Origin of the sequence: Sphingomonas insulae (assembly GCF_010450875.1) — a bacterium.
In the GTDB taxonomy this organism is placed as follows: domain Bacteria; phylum Pseudomonadota; class Alphaproteobacteria; order Sphingomonadales; family Sphingomonadaceae; genus Sphingomonas; species Sphingomonas insulae.
Window position 1 is genome coordinate 2,614,679 of record NZ_CP048422.1, and the last position, 17,960, is coordinate 2,632,638.

15 protein-coding genes and 1 pseudogene are annotated in these 17,960 nt (G+C 67.0%); 7 read left to right on the forward strand and 9 right to left on the reverse strand.

The window, feature by feature from the left end:
* Nucleotides 1-50: 50 nt before the first annotated feature.
* Complete coding sequence (gene ubiA / locus GTH33_RS14120) at nt 51-959, reverse strand: 4-hydroxybenzoate octaprenyltransferase (protein WP_163958935.1); 909 nt, start codon at nt 957-959, stop codon at nt 51-53.
* 95 nt (nt 960-1,054) lie between these two features.
* On the opposite strand from ubiA, the gene GTH33_RS17925 reads away from it, so the two are divergent.
* From GTH33_RS17925 to GTH33_RS14130, 3 genes are read left to right on the forward strand one after another with little or no spacing between them, the layout of a single operon-like run.
* Nucleotides 1,055-1,231 (forward strand): hypothetical protein, encoded by a 177-nt coding sequence (locus GTH33_RS17925; RefSeq protein WP_170296505.1) that lies wholly within the window; start codon nt 1,055-1,057, stop codon nt 1,229-1,231.
* Entirely contained in the window at nt 1,228-1,968 is a 741-nt protein-coding gene (locus tag GTH33_RS14125; protein WP_163958936.1) for a 16S rRNA (uracil(1498)-N(3))-methyltransferase, read from the forward strand. Before GTH33_RS17925 ends, GTH33_RS14125 begins: the two co-directional genes overlap by 4 nt.
* Before the next feature lie 46 nt (nt 1,969-2,014).
* Nucleotides 2,015-3,388, forward strand: a complete 1,374-nt coding sequence (locus tag GTH33_RS14130; protein WP_163958937.1) for a glutamate--cysteine ligase — start codon at nt 2,015-2,017, stop codon at nt 3,386-3,388.
* A gap of 64 nt (nt 3,389-3,452) precedes the next feature.
* Here GTH33_RS14130 and GTH33_RS14135 read toward each other — a convergent pair whose 3' ends face one another.
* Nucleotides 3,453-4,226: a polyphosphate kinase 2 family protein gene (locus GTH33_RS14135; RefSeq protein WP_163958938.1), complete on the reverse strand. Its 774-nt coding sequence runs from the start codon at nt 4,224-4,226 to the stop codon at nt 3,453-3,455.
* Nucleotides 4,227-4,236: 10 nt separating this feature from the next.
* Nucleotides 4,237-5,613 carry an APC family permease gene (locus tag GTH33_RS14140; protein ID WP_163958939.1) on the reverse strand — a complete coding sequence of 459 codons (1,377 nt, stop codon included), beginning with the start codon at nt 5,611-5,613 and terminating at the stop codon, nt 4,237-4,239.
* A gap of 139 nt (nt 5,614-5,752) precedes the next feature.
* Between GTH33_RS14140 and GTH33_RS14145 the strand changes: the two are divergent.
* Nucleotides 5,753-6,603 (forward strand): annotated as a pseudogene (locus GTH33_RS14145) (AIM24 family protein).
* A 110-nt stretch (nt 6,604-6,713) separates the two neighbouring features.
* On the opposite strand, the gene aspS reads toward GTH33_RS14145, so the two are convergent.
* The gene (gene aspS, locus GTH33_RS14150; RefSeq protein ID WP_163958941.1) at nt 6,714-8,537 is read right to left on the reverse strand and encodes an aspartate--tRNA ligase; all 1,824 of its coding nucleotides are present in this window, start codon (nt 8,535-8,537) and stop codon (nt 6,714-6,716) included.
* Between the two features lie 99 nt (nt 8,538-8,636).
* Here aspS and rnd point away from each other — a divergent pair, with 99 nt between their 5' ends.
* Nucleotides 8,637-9,812 carry a ribonuclease D gene (gene rnd, locus GTH33_RS14155; RefSeq protein WP_163958942.1) on the forward strand — a complete coding sequence of 392 codons (1,176 nt, stop codon included), beginning with the start codon at nt 8,637-8,639 and terminating at the stop codon, nt 9,810-9,812.
* Nucleotides 9,813-9,826: 14 nt separating this feature from the next.
* The gene (locus GTH33_RS14160) at nt 9,827-10,111 is read left to right on the forward strand and encodes an I78 family peptidase inhibitor (protein ID WP_243848223.1); all 285 of its coding nucleotides are present in this window, start codon (nt 9,827-9,829) and stop codon (nt 10,109-10,111) included.
* Between the two features lie 161 nt (nt 10,112-10,272).
* On the opposite strand, the gene GTH33_RS14165 is transcribed toward GTH33_RS14160, so the two are convergent.
* The 4 genes from GTH33_RS14165 to GTH33_RS14180 all read right to left on the reverse strand — a co-directional run bounded on the left by GTH33_RS14165 (nt 10,273) and on the right by GTH33_RS14180 (nt 15,918).
* Entirely contained in the window at nt 10,273-11,739 is a 1,467-nt protein-coding gene (locus GTH33_RS14165; RefSeq protein WP_163958944.1) for a Ppx/GppA family phosphatase, read from the reverse strand.
* Between the two features lie 120 nt (nt 11,740-11,859).
* A complete protein-coding gene (locus GTH33_RS14170; RefSeq protein ID WP_163958945.1) occupies nt 11,860-14,025 on the reverse strand; it encodes an RNA degradosome polyphosphate kinase in 2,166 nt (721 codons plus the stop codon).
* A 2-nt stretch (nt 14,026-14,027) separates the two neighbouring features.
* Nucleotides 14,028-14,660, reverse strand: a complete 633-nt coding sequence (locus GTH33_RS14175; protein WP_163958946.1) for a P-loop NTPase family protein — start codon at nt 14,658-14,660, stop codon at nt 14,028-14,030.
* A gap of 4 nt (nt 14,661-14,664) precedes the next feature.
* Nucleotides 14,665-15,918 (reverse strand): heavy-metal-associated domain-containing protein, encoded by a 1,254-nt coding sequence (locus tag GTH33_RS14180; protein ID WP_163958947.1) that lies wholly within the window; start codon nt 15,916-15,918, stop codon nt 14,665-14,667.
* Between the two features lie 239 nt (nt 15,919-16,157).
* Between GTH33_RS14180 and GTH33_RS14185 the strand changes: the two genes are divergently transcribed.
* Nucleotides 16,158-16,508, forward strand: a complete 351-nt coding sequence (locus GTH33_RS14185) for a hypothetical protein (protein WP_163958948.1) — start codon at nt 16,158-16,160, stop codon at nt 16,506-16,508.
* Between the two features lie 135 nt (nt 16,509-16,643).
* Here the strand turns inward: GTH33_RS14185 and GTH33_RS14190 are convergent, their stop codons facing one another.
* The gene (locus GTH33_RS14190; protein WP_163958949.1) at nt 16,644-17,168 is read right to left on the reverse strand and encodes a hypothetical protein; all 525 of its coding nucleotides are present in this window, start codon (nt 17,166-17,168) and stop codon (nt 16,644-16,646) included.
* Between the last annotated feature and the right edge of the window lie 792 nt (nt 17,169-17,960).

The window sequence follows — 17,960 nt, forward strand, 5'->3', positions numbered from 1 at the left end:
GGGCGGGCGCGCGACGATGCTAGGCCTTGCGGTGATCGACCGTCGCAGCGCTACAGCGCGGTGCCGACGACCGCGCAGGCGAGGAACATCAGCAGCCCGGCGAACCGGTTGCTGCGGAACCGGTCGAGCGGGTTGCGCCCGTCCGCCGGGCGCAGCGTCGCGACCTGCCACGCCAGGTGGGCCGCCATCGGCAACAGCGCGACGAACACCAGCGGATCGGACCGGACCAGCCACAATGCCGCGGCCCACAGGCCGATCGCGACGGCGTAGAACGCCGCGGTGCCACCCTTGACATGGGCGCCCATGCGCAGCGCCGACGAACGCACACCGATCAGCGCATCGTCCTCGCGGTCCTGCAGCGCATAGATCGTGTCATAGCCGATCACCCAGGCGATACAGCCGCCATACAGCAGCCACATCGGCAGCGACAGCGTGCCGGCCACCTCGCTCCACCCCACCAGCGCCGCCCAGGAAAACACCAGCCCCAGCCACGCCTGAGGCCACCAGGTGATGCGCTTCATGAAGGGATAGGCCGCAACGGGTGCCAGACTGGCGAGCGAGACGATCGCCGCCAGGGGTCGCAGCTGGACGAGCACGACGAGGCCGATCAGGCACAGGACGAGCAGCCACGCCCATGCCAGCCTGAGCGAGACGAGGCCGCTGGGGATCGGTCGCGCACGGGTGCGGGCGACCTGCGCGTCCAGGTCGCGATCGACGATGTCGTTGTAGACGCAGCCCGCCCCGCGCATCGCGATGCTGCCCGCCAATATCCACAGGATCAATGGCCAGCGCTGCGTCAGCCCGCCGGCCAGCGCCACCGCCCATGCGCCCGGCCAGAACAGCAGCCACCAGCCGATCGGGCGATCGAAACGCGCCAGCAGCGCCAGGCCGCGCAACCGGGGCGGCAGGCGGGCGACGAGGCCGCGGTGTTCGCTGTCGGGGACGATTTCGGCTGACATGGCCGCAGCCTTTGCCGTGCGGCGGGCCATCGCGGCAAGGGGCGCGTGTGGCTTTTGCCTCGCTATCGCCGCGAAGATGCGGCAATCGCATCGTGATGATCGGGTTATCGGTAGCCGTCGGGCGTTTCGTGGAGGCGCTGTTCTGGGCGATCCTTCGCGTCGCGGGGGTGGTGACCGTCGCGGTGGTCGCGGTGGCGGCCGCGGCGCTGCTCGCCTGGATCGTGGCCCGCAAGATGTGGGCGCGGCAACGGCGCCGGAGGATGCGACCGTGACCGCCACCCCCGCCTGGCCGCCGCAGTCGACGCCGCGCCTGTTCGTCGAGAGCCCGCTCGCCGCCGGCCCGCTGCGGATCGACGGGCCGGCGGCGCATTACCTCATCGCCGTCATGCGGATGGCGCCGGGCGATCCGGTGAAGTTGTTCGATGACACGACCGGCGAATGGCTGGCGACCGCGGCGCAGGTCGGCAAACGCGACCTCGTTGTCGACGTGTCGACAATGTTGCGCCCACGTGAGGCGGTGCCGGACCTGTGGCTTTGCGCCGCGCCGTTGAAGAAGGGCCGCGTCGACTGGCTCGCAGAAAAGGCATGCGAGCTCGGCGTCGACCGGCTGGTGCCGGTCATCACCCAGCGGACGATCGTCGACCGGCCAAAGACCGAACGCCTGCGCAGCCATATGGTCGAGGCGGCGGAGCAATGCGCGCGCACCGCACTGCCTGGCCTTGCCGAACCGGTGAAGCTCGGCGCCATGCTGCGCGACTGGCCGGACGGGCGCACGCTGTTCTTCGCGGACGAGGCGGGCGGCGTCGCGGCGCTCGACGCGATGCTCGCCCACCCCGGCCCGGCCGCCATCCTGATCGGTCCGGAAGGCGGTTTCACCGACGATGAGCGACAGGCGATTCGCGCCTGCGATCAAGGCGTTGCGGTCAGTCTTGGCCCCCGCATCCTGCGCGCCGACACCGCCGCGGCGGCAGCGGTATCACTATGGATGGCGGCGAACGGCGACTGGTAGGAAGTCTGGCTGGCGCACCCGTTCATCCGCGCGTAAGGGCGCGCTCATGACGACCAAGACCGAAAGCCCCAAGGACTCGCCGATCATCGAATCGCGAGACCAGCTGATCGCCAGTTTCGCCCGGGGCGAAAAGCCGCGGGATCGCTGGCGGATCGGCACCGAACACGAAAAGTTCGTCTATCGGACCGGCGATCATGGCGCCCCCAGCTGGGGCGAACCGGGCGGTATCCGCGCGCTGCTCATGGAATTGCAGCAATATGGCTGGCAACCCGTTGAAGAGGGCGGCAACATCATCGCGCTGAACGGTGCCGACGGCAGCGTCAGCCTCGAACCGGCGGGCCAGTTCGAACTGTCGGGCGCGCCGCTCGACAATCTGCATCAGACCTGTGCCGAAACCGGCCGGCATCTCGAACAGGTCAAGGCCGCGGGCGAAAAGCTCGGGATCGGTTTCCTCGGCCTCGGCATGTGGCCGGACAAGCGCCGCGACGAATTGCCGATCATGCCCAAGGGCCGCTATGCGATCATGCTGCGCCACATGCCGCGCGTCGGCAGCATGGGCCTCGACATGATGCTGCGGACCTGCACGATCCAGGTCAACCTCGACTATGCGTCGGAGGCGGACATGGTGAAGAAATTCCGCGTCGGGCTCGCGTTGCAGCCCATGGCCACGGCGCTGTTCGCCAATTCGCCGTTCACCGAAGGCAAGCCCAACGGCTTCCTGTCCTACCGCAGCCATATCTGGTCTGACACCGATCCGGCCCGCACCGGCATGCTGCCGTTCGTGTTCGAGGATGGCTTCGGCTACGAACGGTACGCCGACTATATGCTCGATGTACCGATGTACTTCATCTACCGCGAGGGTCGCTACATCGACGCCGCCGGCCTGTCGTTCCGCGACTTCCTGCGCGGCGAGCTGAGCGTACTGCCCGGCGAAAAGCCGACGCTGGACGATTGGAACGACCATCTGTCGACTGCCTTCCCCGAAGTGCGGCTGAAGACCTTCCTCGAAATGCGCGGCGCCGATGGCGGACCGTGGAACAAGATCTGCGCGCTGCCGGCGTTCTGGGTCGGGTTGCTCTACGACGACCAGGCGCTCGACGCAGCGTGGGACCTGGTCAAGGACTGGAGCCTGGAGGATCGCCAGACATTGCGCGATGCCGTGCCGAAACTGGCACTGGATGCGCCGCTGCCGGGTGGCGGGCGCCTGGGCGATATCGCCGGCCAGGTGCTCGACATCGCCCATGCCGGATTGACCGCGCGCGCCCGCAGCAATGCGATGGGCGACAACGAAACCGGCTTCCTCGATCCGCTGCGCGAAGTCGTGCGATCGGGCAAGGTGCCGGCGCAGGTGCTGCTCGATCGCTACAACGGCGTCTGGGCGGGCGATCTCAGCCGCGTCTACGACGAAGCGAGCTTCTGACCCCGCATCATCGCGGCACCCCCGCTTCGCCGCCCCGGGGCCGCCCGGGGCGGTCGCGACGACGCTATCCCAGGCCCAGCGCCGACGTCGCCACCCGTTCCAGCTCGGGGTCGAGCGGCGGCGGCGTCATGTCGACGTTCGCCTCCAGCCGGTCGGCGATCTCGGTCAGCGCGTGGATTCGCGCGGCCTTCTTGTCGTTGCCGTTGATGACGATCCATGGTGCGCCGCCGGTATCGGTTCGCGCGAACATGTCGTGCATTGCGGCCAGATATTCCTCGCGGCGCGCCCGGTTGCGATAATCGTCCGTACCGGTCTTCCACCGCTTCCACGGATCGACCAGCCGCGCCTTCAGCCGCTTGTCCTGTTCCTTCTGTGAGATGTGGACGAACAGCTTGACCAGCGTCGCGTCCCCCTCTGCCATCTCCGCCTCGAACGCGTTGATCTCGTCATAGGCGCGTCGCCATTCCTCCTCGCGCGCATATCCCTCCACCCGTTCGACCAGCACCCGCCCGTACCAGCTGCGATCGAAGATGGTGACGTCGCCGGCGGCGGGCAGGCGCGTGCGAAAGCGCCAGAGGAAATCGTGCGCCTTTTCGACCTCGGTCGGCGCGGAAATGGGATAAACTTCGAAATGGCGCGGGTCCCATTCCGCGGTCAGGCGCTGGATAATGCCGCCCTTGCCTGCCGCATCCCAGCCTTCGAGCATGATGACGGCCCGGCGACCGTGGACGATGTGCGCGACCAGAATGCGCTCCAGCCGATCCTGCAATGCCGCGACGTCGCGCTTGTAATGGCCCTTGTACGGCTTGGTCTTCTCATAATCGGCAAGGTCGATCATGCGGCGTTCCTCATGCTTCATCGGGCACATGAACGCGCCACGCCCCGCGGGGACGCAGCACGAACCAATAATAGGCCGCCGATCCTGCGATCTGCACGCCGGTCATGATCAGCCCCGGCCGCCCCTCGTCCACGTCCAGCCAGCTCGTCCAGACGACATAGGCGAGGGCGATCAGCGTGATGACCGGGGCCAGCGGATACAGCGGCATGCGATAGCGTGCGTGATCGGTCGCGCCGCTGCGTCGTCCGACCATCGCGGCGACGGCGATGCCCGCATAGATCGCGACCAGCCCGGTGCCGCTGAGCACCAGCAACAGGGTCAACGGCAGGAAACAGCACGCGACCCCCACCCCGCCGACGATCAGCGTGCCGATCCACGGCGAACCGAAGCGCGGGTGGATCTGCGTCATCCACCGATCCAGCGGCCGGCCCCAGCTGTTGTCGCGCGCGGTGCCGTAGAAGAAGCGGGAACAGGCAAGGATGCAGGCGATGATCGCGTTGACGATCGCGATGACCACGCCGATCGCGATACCGTCCGCCAGCCATCCCCCGCCGCGCATCCGGGCGATCAGGCCGAACGGATCGTCCGCGGTGACCAGCGCATGCAGGTCGGGCGCGCCCATCAGCACCGCGACGGTGGGGACGATCTCGAACAGCAGCGTGAGGACGAGGCTGGCGAGGATCGCGCGGGCGATCAGGCGCGAGGGTTCGCGCATCTCCTCGCCGAAATAGACGGCGGCGCCGTATCCGTTCAGCGCGAAGATCGCGATCGACGTGGCCAGCCCGATCGCCGCCGGAGAGGCCGGGACCAGCGCATCCGCCTGCGGCATCACCGGTGCCGACAGGAAGGTGCCGAACGGGCGGACCACATCCGCCCAGCCGAGTACCACCACCGCCACCAGCGCCAGCACCTCGCCCAGCAGGAATAGCCCGGTGACCCAGGCGTTGATCCGGATCTGCAGCAGCGCGACGATGGTGGATGCGGCGACCACCGCGACCGCGATCGGCACCGCCGGCAGTCCGGGATAGATCGTCGACAGGACGGCGCTGATGCCCAGCCCCGCGACCGGCGGGAAGAACAGGTTGTTGAAGACATTGACGCCCAGCATCACGAAACCCGCCAATGGTCCCAGCGTCTTGGCGACCGCGACATATTCGCCGCCGGACACCGGCCACGCGCTCGACAGCTCCGCATAGACGAAGGCGGTGGCGACGCAGACGACGCCGGCGAGGATCATCGCCCAGATCGCACCCGTCCCGGCGACCTGCAGCATGCCCGGTATGATGACGAACACGGACGAGGCGGGGGTCGCAACGGACAGCGTCAGGAACAACACGCCCGCGACGCCCAGGCTGCGGACGAGTGCCGTGGGCGGTTGGGGCTGCATCTGATCGTCTAACATCGTCCCCCGCCTCTAGCCCCGGCGGGGTAGTGACATGGTAAATCCCGTGGGGGAAGTGGCGCGGGGCTCGCGCGCATGCGGCCTGCATGGCTATACGAAGGGCCCTGCAATCACGAGGTTATCGATGCCCTACGAAAGTCCCTGGCAGCACAGTCGTCGCAGCGGTGTCGCCGACGATATCGATTTCGAGATCAAGGGCCAGGAACTGCAATTCCTGGAGATCGAGCTCGACCCCGGCGAAAGCGCGGTCGCCGAAGCGGGCGCGATGGTGTGGAAGGATGCCAGCATCGACATGACCACCGTCTTCGGCGACGGCAGCGGCGGTCAGGGCAGCGGCGGTCAGGGCAGCGGCTTCATGGGCAAGCTGCTCGGCGCCGGCAAGCGGCTGGTGACCGGGGAAAGCCTGTTCACCACCGTCTTCACCCATCAGGGCCGGGGCAAGGCGCGGGTGGCATTTGCCTCGCCGACGCCGGGATCGATCCTGCCGATCAAGCTCGACGATCTCGGCGGACAACTGATCTGCCAGAAGGACAGCTTCCTCGCCGCCGCCAAGGGCGTGTCGATCGGCGTGCACTTCCAGCGCCGGGTGATGACCGGCCTGTTCGGCGGCGAGGGCTTCGTCATGCAATCGCTGACCGGCGATGGCTGGGTCTTCGTCCAGATGGGCGGGACCGTCGTCGAGCGGGACCTGCGCGCCGGTGAGGAATTGCACGTCGATACCGGCTGCCTGGCCGCATTCACGCCCGGCGTGACATTCGATCTGGTGACCGCAGGCGGCGTCAAGAGCGTGCTGTTCGGTGGCGAGGGGCTGTTCTTCGCCCGGCTGCGCGGACCGGGCAAGGTGTGGGTACAGTCGCTCCCCTTCTCGCGGCTCGCCGGGCGGATGCTGGCGGCGGCGGGCAGCCGTGGCGGGCAGAATCGCGGCGAGGGGTCGGTGCTGGGGGACTGGGCGATTTCATCGGCGGAAACGACTGAGGGCCGCCCCCGCTCACTCTTGCGATCACCCCCCGTCCCGGCGGCGCCTACCCTGTCCCGTCGGGAGGGGACGGACGCCGCCGGCGCAGCGGAGTGAGGTCGCGCGCGCGTCACCCCGCCTTCGGTGCCACCGCCTTGTCGACATCCACGCCTACCTGCGGCGCCACGCGCAGGTTCAGCTCCTTCAGCTGCTTGGGCGTCGCGAAGTTCGGCGCGCCCATCATCAGGTCCTCCGCCTTCTGCGTCATCGGGAAGACGATGACCTCGCGGATGTTCGGCTCGTCGGCGAGCAGCATGACGATGCGGTCGATGCCGGGGGCCGAACCGCCGTGCGGCGGCGCCCCGAACTTGAACGCGTTGATCATGCCGGCGAAGTTCGTGTCGACATCGGCCTGCGTATAGCCGGCAATCTCGAACGCCTTGTACATGATCTCGGGCCGGTGGTTCCGGATCGCGCCCGACGACAGCTCCACGCCGTTGCAGACGATGTCATATTGATAGGCGAGGATGTCGAGCGGGTCCCTGGTCTCCAGCGCCTCCATCTCGCCCTGCGGCATCGAGAAGGGGTTGTGGCTGAAATCGACCTTCTTGGCATCCTCGTCATATTCGAACATCGGGAAATCGACGATCCAGCAGAATTCAAACTTGCTCTGGTCGATCAGCCCCAGCGTTTCGCCGACGCGGGTCCGCGCCAGCCCGGCGAGCTTGGCGGCCTGCGCTTCCTTGCCCGCCGCGAAGAACAGGCCGTCGTCCGGCCCCAGGCCCAGTGCGTCGGCCATCGCCGACATCTTGTCCTCGCCATGGTTCTTGGCGATCGGGCCGCCCCATTCGCCGCCCTTGCGGGTGGCGTAGCCGAGGCCGGCGAAGCCTTCGCCCTGCGCCCAGGCGTTCATGTCGTCGAAGAACTTGCGGCTGCGGTCGGCCGTACCGGGCGCCGGGATCGCGCGGACGACGTCGCCTGCCTCGACGATCGAGGCGAAGCGGCCAAAGCCCGATCCGACGAACTGGTCGCTGACGTCGCTGATCAGGATCGGGTTGCGCAGATCGGGCTTGTCGTTGCCGTATTTCAGCATCGATTCGCGGTAGGGGATACGCTTGAACGGCAGCGCGCTGACCGTCCGTCCCTTGCCCTGCCAGTCGGCGAATTCCTCGAACACGCCGTGCAACACCGGCTCGATCGCCTGGAACACGTCTTCCTGCGTGACGTAGCTCATCTCGAAATCGAGCTGGTAGAATTCGCCGGGCGAACGGTCGGCGCGCGCATCCTCGTCGCGGAAGCAGGGCGCGATCTGGAAATAGCGGTCGAAACCGGCGACCATCAGCAGCTGCTTGAACATCTGCGGCGCCTGCGGCAGCGCATAGAACTTGCCGGGATGGACGCGGCTAGGAACCAGATAGTCGCGTGCGCCCTCGGGCGACGAGGCGGTGAGGATCGGCGTCTGGAATTCGGTGAAGCCCTGGCCGATCATGCGTTGGCGGATCGAGGAGATGACCTTGGAACGCAGCATGATGTTCTGGTGCAGCCGCTCGCGCCGCAGGTCGAGGAAACGGTAGCGCAGGCGGATATCCTCTGGATATTCCGCGTCGCCGGCGACCGGCATCGGCAGTTCCTGCGCATGGCTCTGCACTTCGATCGTGTTCGCCACGACCTCGATCTCGCCGGTCGGCAGGTTCGGGTTGGTCGCCTCGGGGCCGCGCGACACCACCTCGCCCGTCACCGTCACGACCGATTCGACGCGCAGCCGCTCCAGCAGCTCCATCGTCTCGGTCGCCGCCTTGGCGACGATCTGGGTGATGCCGTAATGGTCGCGCAGGTCGACGAACAGCACGCCGCCGTGATCGCGCTTGCGATGCACCCAGCCCGACAGGCGTACGGTCTTGCCGACATCGCTCGCGGTGAGCGCGGCACAGGTGTGGGTACGATAGGCGTGCATGGTCGTTTTCTTCCGGCAAGTGCGGGCGGTATGATGGGCCGGCGCTTCCCTCCCCATCCCCTCTTTGTCAACCCGCGCGGCTGTGGCTATGGACAGGCGATGCATATCCACCCGTTGATTACAGACAGCGCCACGCTCGCCAATCTGTGTGCCCGCCTCGCCGATGCCGACTTCATCACCGTCGACACGGAATTCATGCGCGAGAGCACCTATTACCCCGAACTCTGCCTGATCCAGATCGCCGACGCGAACGAAGCGGCGGCGATCGATCCGATGGCGCCGGGACTCGACATGACGCCGTTGCTGCAGCTGCTGACCGACAACCAGGATGTGCTGAAGGTCGTCCACGCCGGCGGGCAGGATATCGAGATCATCTACAACCTGACCGGCAAGACCCCGCATCCGCTGTTCGACACGCAGGTGGCGGCGATGGCGCTGGGGCAAGGCGAACAGATCGGCTATTCCAATCTGGTCGACAGCTGGCTGGGCATCGTCGTCGACAAGGGCGCGCGGTTCACCGACTGGGCACGGCGGCCGCTGGACGCGCGCCAGATCGAATATGCGATCGGCGACGTCACCCATCTGGCCAAGATCTTTCCGATGATGCTGGAACGGCTGCGCAAGACCGGGCGCGGCGTGTGGCTGGACCAGGAAATGGAGCGGCTCGCCGATCCCGCCAATTACGCGAACGATCCCGACCAGGCGTGGAAGCGGGTCCGCATCTCGGGCCGCAAGCCCGACGTGCTCGGCCGGCTGAAGGCGCTGGCTCGGTGGCGCGAGTTGGAGGCGCAGGGCAAGGACCTGCCGCGCGGGCGCATCGTCAAGGACGAGACGCTGGGCGACCTCGCCGGCCACCCGCCGCGCAAGCAGGCCGACCTCGCCAAGGTCCGCGGCCTGTCGGCGACCTGGGCATCGAACGACATCGGCGGTCGGCTGATGGATGCGCTTGAGAATGCCGCGCCGCTGTCGAGCGACGAACTGCCGCCGCGCGACGATCGCAAGCCCGGCCTCGGCAAGGATGGCGCCCTGGTCGCCGACCTGCTGAAGCTGCTGCTCAAGATCCGGGCGCGCGACATCGACGTGGCATCGCGCCTGCTGGCGCGGTCCGAAGAGCTGGAGGCGCTGGCCGCAGGTGTCCGCACCGGCCTGCCGATGCTGGAGGGCTGGCGTTTCGATCAGTTCGGCCGGGATGCGCTGGACCTGGTCGAGGGACGGCTGGGCTTCGCCGTCAACGGCGGCAAGCTCAAGATGACGCGAACGGAAGAGGTGGCGTGATGCGGACGTTGGTCATGGGGTTACCGCTGTTGGTCGCAGCAGGTCTCGTACAGGGGTGCACGACGATGGAGCCGCCGGCGGCGCCACGCGGGCCATGCGTCGTCGACGGCCGCGTGAAGATGCGATTCGCCGGCGTCAAGTTCCGGGCACGGATGCGGCCCGAGATCGAGCAGGCGACGAACGCGGCGATGTCGCGCGTGCTGCGCCCGGGCGATGCCGCAACGATGGATTTCCGGGCGGACCGGCTCAACATCCTGCTGGACGATGGCGGCCTGATCGACGGCCTGCGCTGCGGGTAACGTCGATTGTTCGCGCGACGTAGCGAATACGGGACAAAGACGAAATATCGGCCTGCCTGGCGCCTTCCGGTGCCGGGCATGTAACGGGCCAGCCGTTCAAAAGCGCATCGCGCGCTGGCCCCCGGTGGTGTCGCGCTCTCCCGTCTTTGCGCGAACCATCCCTATGCGGCAGCCTCCACGACCGCCTTTCGCCTGAGGGCGGTCGCGAGCGCCGCATGGCGACGCTCGACCGTCTCGGCGTATAGCGCACGATCGGTGTCCGAAAGGGCCAGCGCCACGAGACCGGGCCGCAGCGCCAGCCTTGCCCGCTGCAATGGTCCCGCAAGGCCGCCGCTGAAGCGCTGGCCGAGGCGGATCGCGAGGCCCCACTGGATCGCCAGTGCGATCTGGCCGGCGTTGGCGAGGCCGGTGAGGACCGGATGGGGCACGATGCTGCCGCCAAGGCTGGTATGGAGCGCCTGCGCCAGCATCGCACGTCCGGCGATGTCGATCGCGACCCAATTGCCATGCAGCGCAATCTCGAAACCGCGTTCGTCGCGGAATTCCGGATTGGCACGCCAACCGGTGTCGGCAAGCAGGCAGGCCGCGTGGCGGATGCGGACGAGTTGCGGATCGTCGTCGGCGAACAGCGGCGCGATCCAGTCGGCGAGCAGGTCACCGTGTTCGGGGAAGCGGCCGAGCAGCCGCCCCTCCTCGCCGGTCGCGACGATCAGGGGATCGAGCGCGCGCGTCGGTGCATCGAGTGCGGCGTACAGCAGCCCCTCGCGCAGGCCCGAACTGGATGCGATCGCGCTGCCCGTGCCGAGTTCGCGCATCACGACGGCGAGCAGGGCGGTTGCATCGCCGAGCTGGCCGGCGCGGACCGATGACATGCCAGGCACCGCGCGCAGCCGCGGCTTCGACAGATGCGCGATGCTGCGCCCCAGCCGCCCGATCGTTTCCGGCGCCAGCGCATAGCCGTGGATGATCGGCAGCGGATAATGCGTCAGGCTCATGTCCAGCCGCGCGAGCGCGCGCCACGATCCGCCGACCATGTAGAGCGGCAGGCCCCTGCCCCGTCCCGTCCAGCCCGCCTCGCGGATCAGGCGGGTGACGTGACGGTCGAATCCGGGGCCGCGCCCCTGCCGCAAGCCTGCGATGCGCAGCACGCCGAGCGGAAAGGACACGCGATCGGTGACGGTGCCCGCGACGACGCGGACCAGTTCGAGGCTGCCGCCGCCCAGATCGCCGACGATCCCGTCCGCATCGGGGATGGCGGAGAGGACGCCCATGCCGGATGCGGTCGCCTCCTGCTCACCGGACAGCAATTCGACCGTGAGGCCCAGGTCGCTGGCCGCCTCGATCAGCCGCTGGCCGTTGCTGGCATCGCGGACCGCGGCGGTGGCGACGGTGCGCAGGCGCGCGTCCATCTCGCGCGCAACGGCGGCGAAACGGCGTAGTGCACCGACCGCGAGCCTGAGGCTTTCGGCGTCGATCGCACCCGTCGCGGCAAGGCTGCGACCAAGGCCTGCCATGACCTTTTCGTTGAACAGGGTCGCCGGTACGCGCGGATGACCCTGATAGACGACCAGCCGCACCGAATTGGAGCCGATGTCGATGATGCCGGTGCGGGGATAGCCGCCGCTCATCGCCGCCGTCCCGCGATCACGCCTCGCGGCGGAACGGCACCGGGGTGGCGGGGACGGCGAGGAACAATAGGGAGAACCATCTGCCGGCTTGTGGCGGGTTCGACCGGGCGCAACAACCCGCTATCGCCGCCGTCGCAAGGCCAGCGTCGGGACCGCATCGCTTTCGGCCAGCGCCGTGCCGCGGCCCGACAGCGATGGATTGATCATGAAATAGCGGTGCAGGTTGAACGGCTTGTCCCCCGGCACCTCGCGCACGTAACGGCCGTCCGCCTCCAGCTCCCAGCTCTGTTCGCTATCGATCAAATTGGCGACCATGACCTGGTCGAGCACCTGGTCGTGCACGGTCGGATTTTCGATCGGCAGCATGTATTCGACGCGCCGGTCGAAATTGCGCGGCATCCAGTCGGCCGACGAGATGAATACGCGCGCACCGTCGTTGGGCAACGCCGCGCCGTTGCCGAAGCAGAAGATGCGGCTGTGTTCCAGGAACCGGCCGATGATCGATTTTACCCGGATGTTCTCGGACATGCCGGGGACGCCCGGCCGCAGGCAGCAGATACCGCGGATGATGAGTTCGATGGCGACGCCCGCGCCGCTCGCCTCGTACAATTTGTCGATGATCGCCGGATCGACCAGGCTGTTCATCTTCGCCCATACCGCCGCTTCCTTGCCGGCACGGGCATTGGCGATCTCCACGTCGATCAGGTCGAGCAGCTTGCGGCGCAGGTCGCGCGGCGACAGGCTAAGCTTGGTGATGTCGGTCGGCTCGACGTAGCCGGTGACGTAGTTGAACATCTGCGCCGCGTCGCGCCCCATGCGCGGGTCGGCGGTGAAGAACGACAGGTCGGTATAGATGCGGGCGGTCACGGGGTGATAATTGCCCGTGCCGAAGTGACAATAGGTCCGGAATTGCCCGCCCTCGCGGCGGACCACCATCGACACCTTGGCGTGCGTCTTCCATTCGAGGAAGCCGTAGACGACCTGCACCCCGGCGCGTTCCAGCGCGCTGGCCCACAGGATGTTCTGCTCCTCATCGAAGCGGGCGCGCAGTTCGACGACCGCGGTCACCGACTTGCCCGCCTCCGCCGCGGCGATCAGCGCGTTGATGACCGCGGGCTGCTTGCCGGCGCGATACAGCGTCTGCTTGATCGCGATGACGTCCGGATCCTGCGCCGCCTGCTTGAGGAAGGCGAGGACGACGTCGAACGTCTCATAGGGATGATGGACGACGATGTCCTTGGCGCGGATCGCCGCGAAACAGTCGCCGCCGAATTCACGGATGCGTTCGGGAAAGCGGGGGACGAAGGGCAGGAACTTGAGGTCGGGGCGATCCTCGTCGATCACGGCATCGAGGTCGCCGATGCTCAGCAGGTTGCCGCTTTCGGTGATCGTCGCGTCGGCGCCGCCCAGTTCGTCGCGCAGCACCTGCGCCAGCGCATCGGGCATGCCCGTTTCCAGCTCCAGCCGGATGACGCGCCCGCGCCGCCGCCGCTTGATCGCATTGGCGAAATAGCGGACGAGGTCCTCGGCCTCCTCGTCGATCTCGATGTCGCTGTCGCGCAGCACCCGGAACGCCGCGGCGCCGACCAGCGTATAGCCGGGGAACAGGACCGGCGCGAAACGCTTCAGCAGCGCCTCGATCGACACATAGCGCGCCGGATCGCCGGGCAGGCGCACGAATCGCGGCGCACTCGCCGGGATCATCACCAGCTCGCGCACCGGCTCGCCATCCGAATCGCGAACGACATCGAACATCACCGACAGCCCCTTGTTGGGGATGAACGGAAACGGATGCGCCGGGTCGAGCGCCTGCGGGGTCAGGATCGGAAAGATCTGTTCGCGGAAATGCGTCTCCAGCCATTCCGCCGCCTCGGCATCCACCTCGTCGCGGCGCAGGACGTGGAGGCCGGCCTCGTCGAGCAGCGTGCGCAGGTCGCCCCACACCGCCTGCTGGCTCGCCATCAGCGCGTCGGCCTCGGTCGTGATCGCCGCAAGTTGTTGCCCCGGCGTCAATCCGTCAGAGGATCGGCGGTCCACGTCCTTCATCTGCTGGCCCTTCAGGCCGGCGACGCGGACCATGAAGAACTCGTCGAGATTGTTGCCGGAAATCGACAGGAAGCGCAGCCGTTCGAGCAGCGGATGCGCCGGATTGCACGCCTCTTCCAGCACGCGGCGATTGAAGGCCAGCCACGACAGTTCGCGATTGAAATACCGGTCGTTGACCTCGGGGACGAAGGGATCGTCGTCGGCGGCGGACAAATGCGAAAGATGGGCTGGGCGTGTCATAATCAGGTCATAGGCAGCAACGGTTGCGGTTGCGTGACGATCCCTGCCGCGGTCAAAACACTTCTGGCGAGCGCGATCGACAGGCGCTTGCGGCTTTCCAGCACCTCCTGGTCCAGCGCATCGACCACCCGCTGGATGACGATATGGCTGCGTTCGATGCGGGTGCTGAGCCAGCTGACCAGGTCGGGCCGCGCATCGAGGCCGCGGCGGTGGAACAGGTGCGCCAGCAGCGCCGCGATCAGTTCGTCGTCCGGCACGCCGATCGCCGCATGCGGGCTGGCGGCAAGGCGCGAGCGAAGGTCGGGCAACCGCACCGCCCAGGTCGGCGGCAGCGAATCGGCGACGATGACGAGCGGCCGCCGCTCCGCCTGCGCCTGGTTCCAGGCGTGGAAGATATGCGCTTCCGGCACGGTTTCCGCATCGTCGATGATGCTGCCGTTGCTCTTGGCGGCGAACACGCGCGCCAGCAGGCTGCGCCCCGATTTGCGCGGACCGGTCAGCACCGCGGCCATCACCGGCCACGTCGCCCAATGTTCCAGCGTCTGCGCCGCCCGCAGGTTGGAATTGGTGATGAGGAAGGCATCGTCCTTGGGGTCGGCCGGCCATCCCAGCGGGAGTGCGAGCTGATTGGTCACCGCCCTACCCCGCCGGCCGATCGTCGGTCGGCAGGTTGGGCGGCAGCAGCTGCGGCGCGCGGCGGATGCGCAGCGTCTGGCCCGAACCGGTGACCTGATAGCCCCGCACCTCCAGCGCCGCCCGCAGGGCATCGGGATCGCCATCGTAGGTGACGCGCATCAGCGACAATCCGCCCAGCGCCAGGCTGGTGGTGGTCGCCGCGCGCACGCCCGCGATGCCGCGCACCAGCCCTTCGGTATTGGCGACGGCACTGGCGCTCGGCGTGTCGAACTGCACGGTGACGGCGATCCCCGCATTGGCGGGCGCGGTGTCGCCGACGATCTCGGCCAGCGTCTCGCCGCTCGCCGCATCGTCGTTGGCATCGGGATCGATCAACGGTTCGGGCTCGGGCGGCGGCGACAGCGTCGGATCGAGGCCCAGCGCACCCCCGCGCAGCGCCTGCTGGAACAGCCCGTCCATCCGCGCGACGCCGGTATCGAGCAGCTGCGGCAGGCCCGCCGCGCTGCCGACCCGCAGGGTAAAGCTGCCGATCAGGTCGTTGTCGGGACCATGGCGCGCCTGGAACACGCCGATGATCGGCCCGCCCGGATAGCTGCGGTACAGGCGCACCACCGGGATGAGGATGTCGGCCGCACCATATTGGTCGATGATCGTGCGCCACCACCCCCGACCGGGCCGCGCGATCTGGCCGGCATTCAGCAGCAGCGAATCGGCGCCGGTACCGGACGGGCGGACATAATCGATCGCGCTGTTGCCGGTGCGAAAGCGTGCCCACGCCTCCTGCCAGTCGTTGCGCTGTTCGAACACGGTCTCCACCCCGCCCGACACCTGCAACGGCACGAGCAGCATCGGGCGCGACCGGTCGGAATAGGCGCTGATCCCCAGCACCGATGCGGCGCGACCGCGGTCGAACAGCACGCCCAGCCGGGCGATATAGCGCGTCGGGCCGATCTGTTCGTGTTCGACGACGATGCCCGATACGAGCTGGTCGAGCGTGCCGTCGGACACCAGCCCGCCGCCGCCGCCCAGCCGGCGCGACAATTGCACCCACGCCTTGCGCTGGGCCAGTCGCCAGCCACCCAGCCGCGCGGCCTCCGCCGTCTTGGCCGCGACATCGACACCGACGCCGCTGACCTCGAAATCGCCCGAACTGTCGACCGGCGCGACGCCGCGCCCCCCCTCGATCTGGGCAAGCGCACCCGCGCCGAGCAGCAATGCGGCACTGGCCAGCGACGAAAACAGAATACGGTTGCGCATCGTGTGCGCCTTTTGGCGAAGCGGACGGGGAAAACCAAGCGGCATGTGTGGCAACGCGCGCCCGGCATCGTGAGGGCGGGTGCCGGAGGTGCAGGCGTACCTCGCCCGCCAGCGGCGGCTAGCCCTCGCGCCCTAACGAATAACCGTCTTGCTGAAGTATATGCGGACGAACTGCTTTCAGCCCTCGCCAAGGCATAGCTGCAGTTGTTGGCGCCGCATAATAGCCGTAACGATGCGCAATGGTAAAGAAACGCAGGACAGCGCTGTTCGGCTTGGTCGCAGCGTCTGGCGTGATCGGGTCACCGGGCTTGGCGGCCGCCATGCGCGATCCTGACGAGACGCTGCCAGCAACGGTTTACATGGCCGCGCAATCGACATGTCAGATCAGCTTCGTCCATCAGACGTTTAGTCTTCCTGCCGATCAGGAAAGCATGGTGGCGGCCCTGCGAAAGCTCCGGAAGCACTGGCGCGCGCTGTCAATCTCCGGACCCGCACAGACGCCATACAAATGCATCGGCGGCGCGATTTACCTCGCGCAGTCGAGCGGCTTCCAGACCGTCCAGTTCAAGGCGCAGACAGAAGGTCGCTGAACGCGCATGTTCGGACGTCAGCGGAATGTCCGACGCGGCAATAGCGGCTCGGCCGCTTTCGGCTCTCCAGCCCGGAAAGCTGCCATCAAATGGGCGCCCAACACATCAGCCTTTTGCACCAGTGGATGCCCGGCCTTAACCCGGACTGGTCACAAGATCGACGATCTGTCCCAGCTTGCCGACGAGCCGACCGGTCCAATCGACCCGTCGGGTTCGCCCGGACGTGACGATCTCCATCGTCGAAGCGTAACCTCCTATCGACAGATCGCCGCCGCTAACCTTCTCGAGATAGGCCTGACGGTCGCCCAGCAAACGATCGAGCGCTTTTCCCTTATCCGGGGTCAGTATCGTTTTCGATGCGGAAAGCGGATGGGGCTCTATCGCCAGCAATCCCGGCCCTTCCTCTCCCGCCCGCTCGACCGTCCACTGCCCGTCTTTGCTTCGCGAGGCGACGATGCTCCATTCGGTTCTCGTATGATGCTGTGCGACACCATGGATAATAATCATGGTGTCAGTCGCAGGCAGCACCACGCCAAGGCGAGCGCGCAATGCGTCCCCGGGGTGCTGCGAACGCTCGACAGCACCCTGTGGAGGCGCTGCACCGAGCGAGGAGGTGGCGCAAAGCATCATCAGCGCGATCGAAGAGGGGATCTTGGTCATCCAGCCAGCCTGACGAACCCCACCCGGGTCGGCAAGTGGCGCCTCGCGATCGTCCGGTTACCTTGCCCGGTAAAAAGCCTGACTTTGCACCGGGAATATCCGGGATTGGGGTAAGCGGGCATGGGTATCGTTTCGCAAACTGCGGGTATGACAGGTCCACCCAGTGGCCGAAAACCGCGGGCGCGGCGGAGGTATCTCCGCCGCAGTCTATTGTCAGTCTCCTTGTGAGTCACATAGGCGGGACCGAGCGGTGCACCCGTCGCCGGGCGGGTATGGGGAATCCCACCGCCAGGAACCGCCACCATCCGGTTCTGAGGGTGGGCAGTTCTGGCCAAGTTCGAAAAGACAAGATTCATACGAGTCGTAGCCGCCATGCTCAGCAGAGCTGCACAAGCGATGCATGTCGTTGCAAACTTGATTTGGGACGTTGACGACCTGTGCATTCGCGCTGCCCTGAAGCGCAAAGATCGCTACAACACATGACATAAATGATGAAAGCTTTTTCAAATATAGTCTCCTCTTGGATACGGCGGCGTGCGACCATTTGCGTCCGCTCACTGTATTCTCGAATTCGAAGATGGCAAGGCCCATCGCACCAGTTCGGCATGGGTAGGCAAGGCGCTGACATTGCTCATCTTCTAGGGCGGAAAGGTCGGGCCGAGCTGCTAGCGGGATCAGTATAGTCTGCCTATGTTCCAAGACGGGAGTGTCATGGAGCAGACGAGACTGGGTGCCGTTCCGCGGCGTGTTGAAGCGCTGGCATACATTATCAAGCGTTCACAGCCGGTCCAG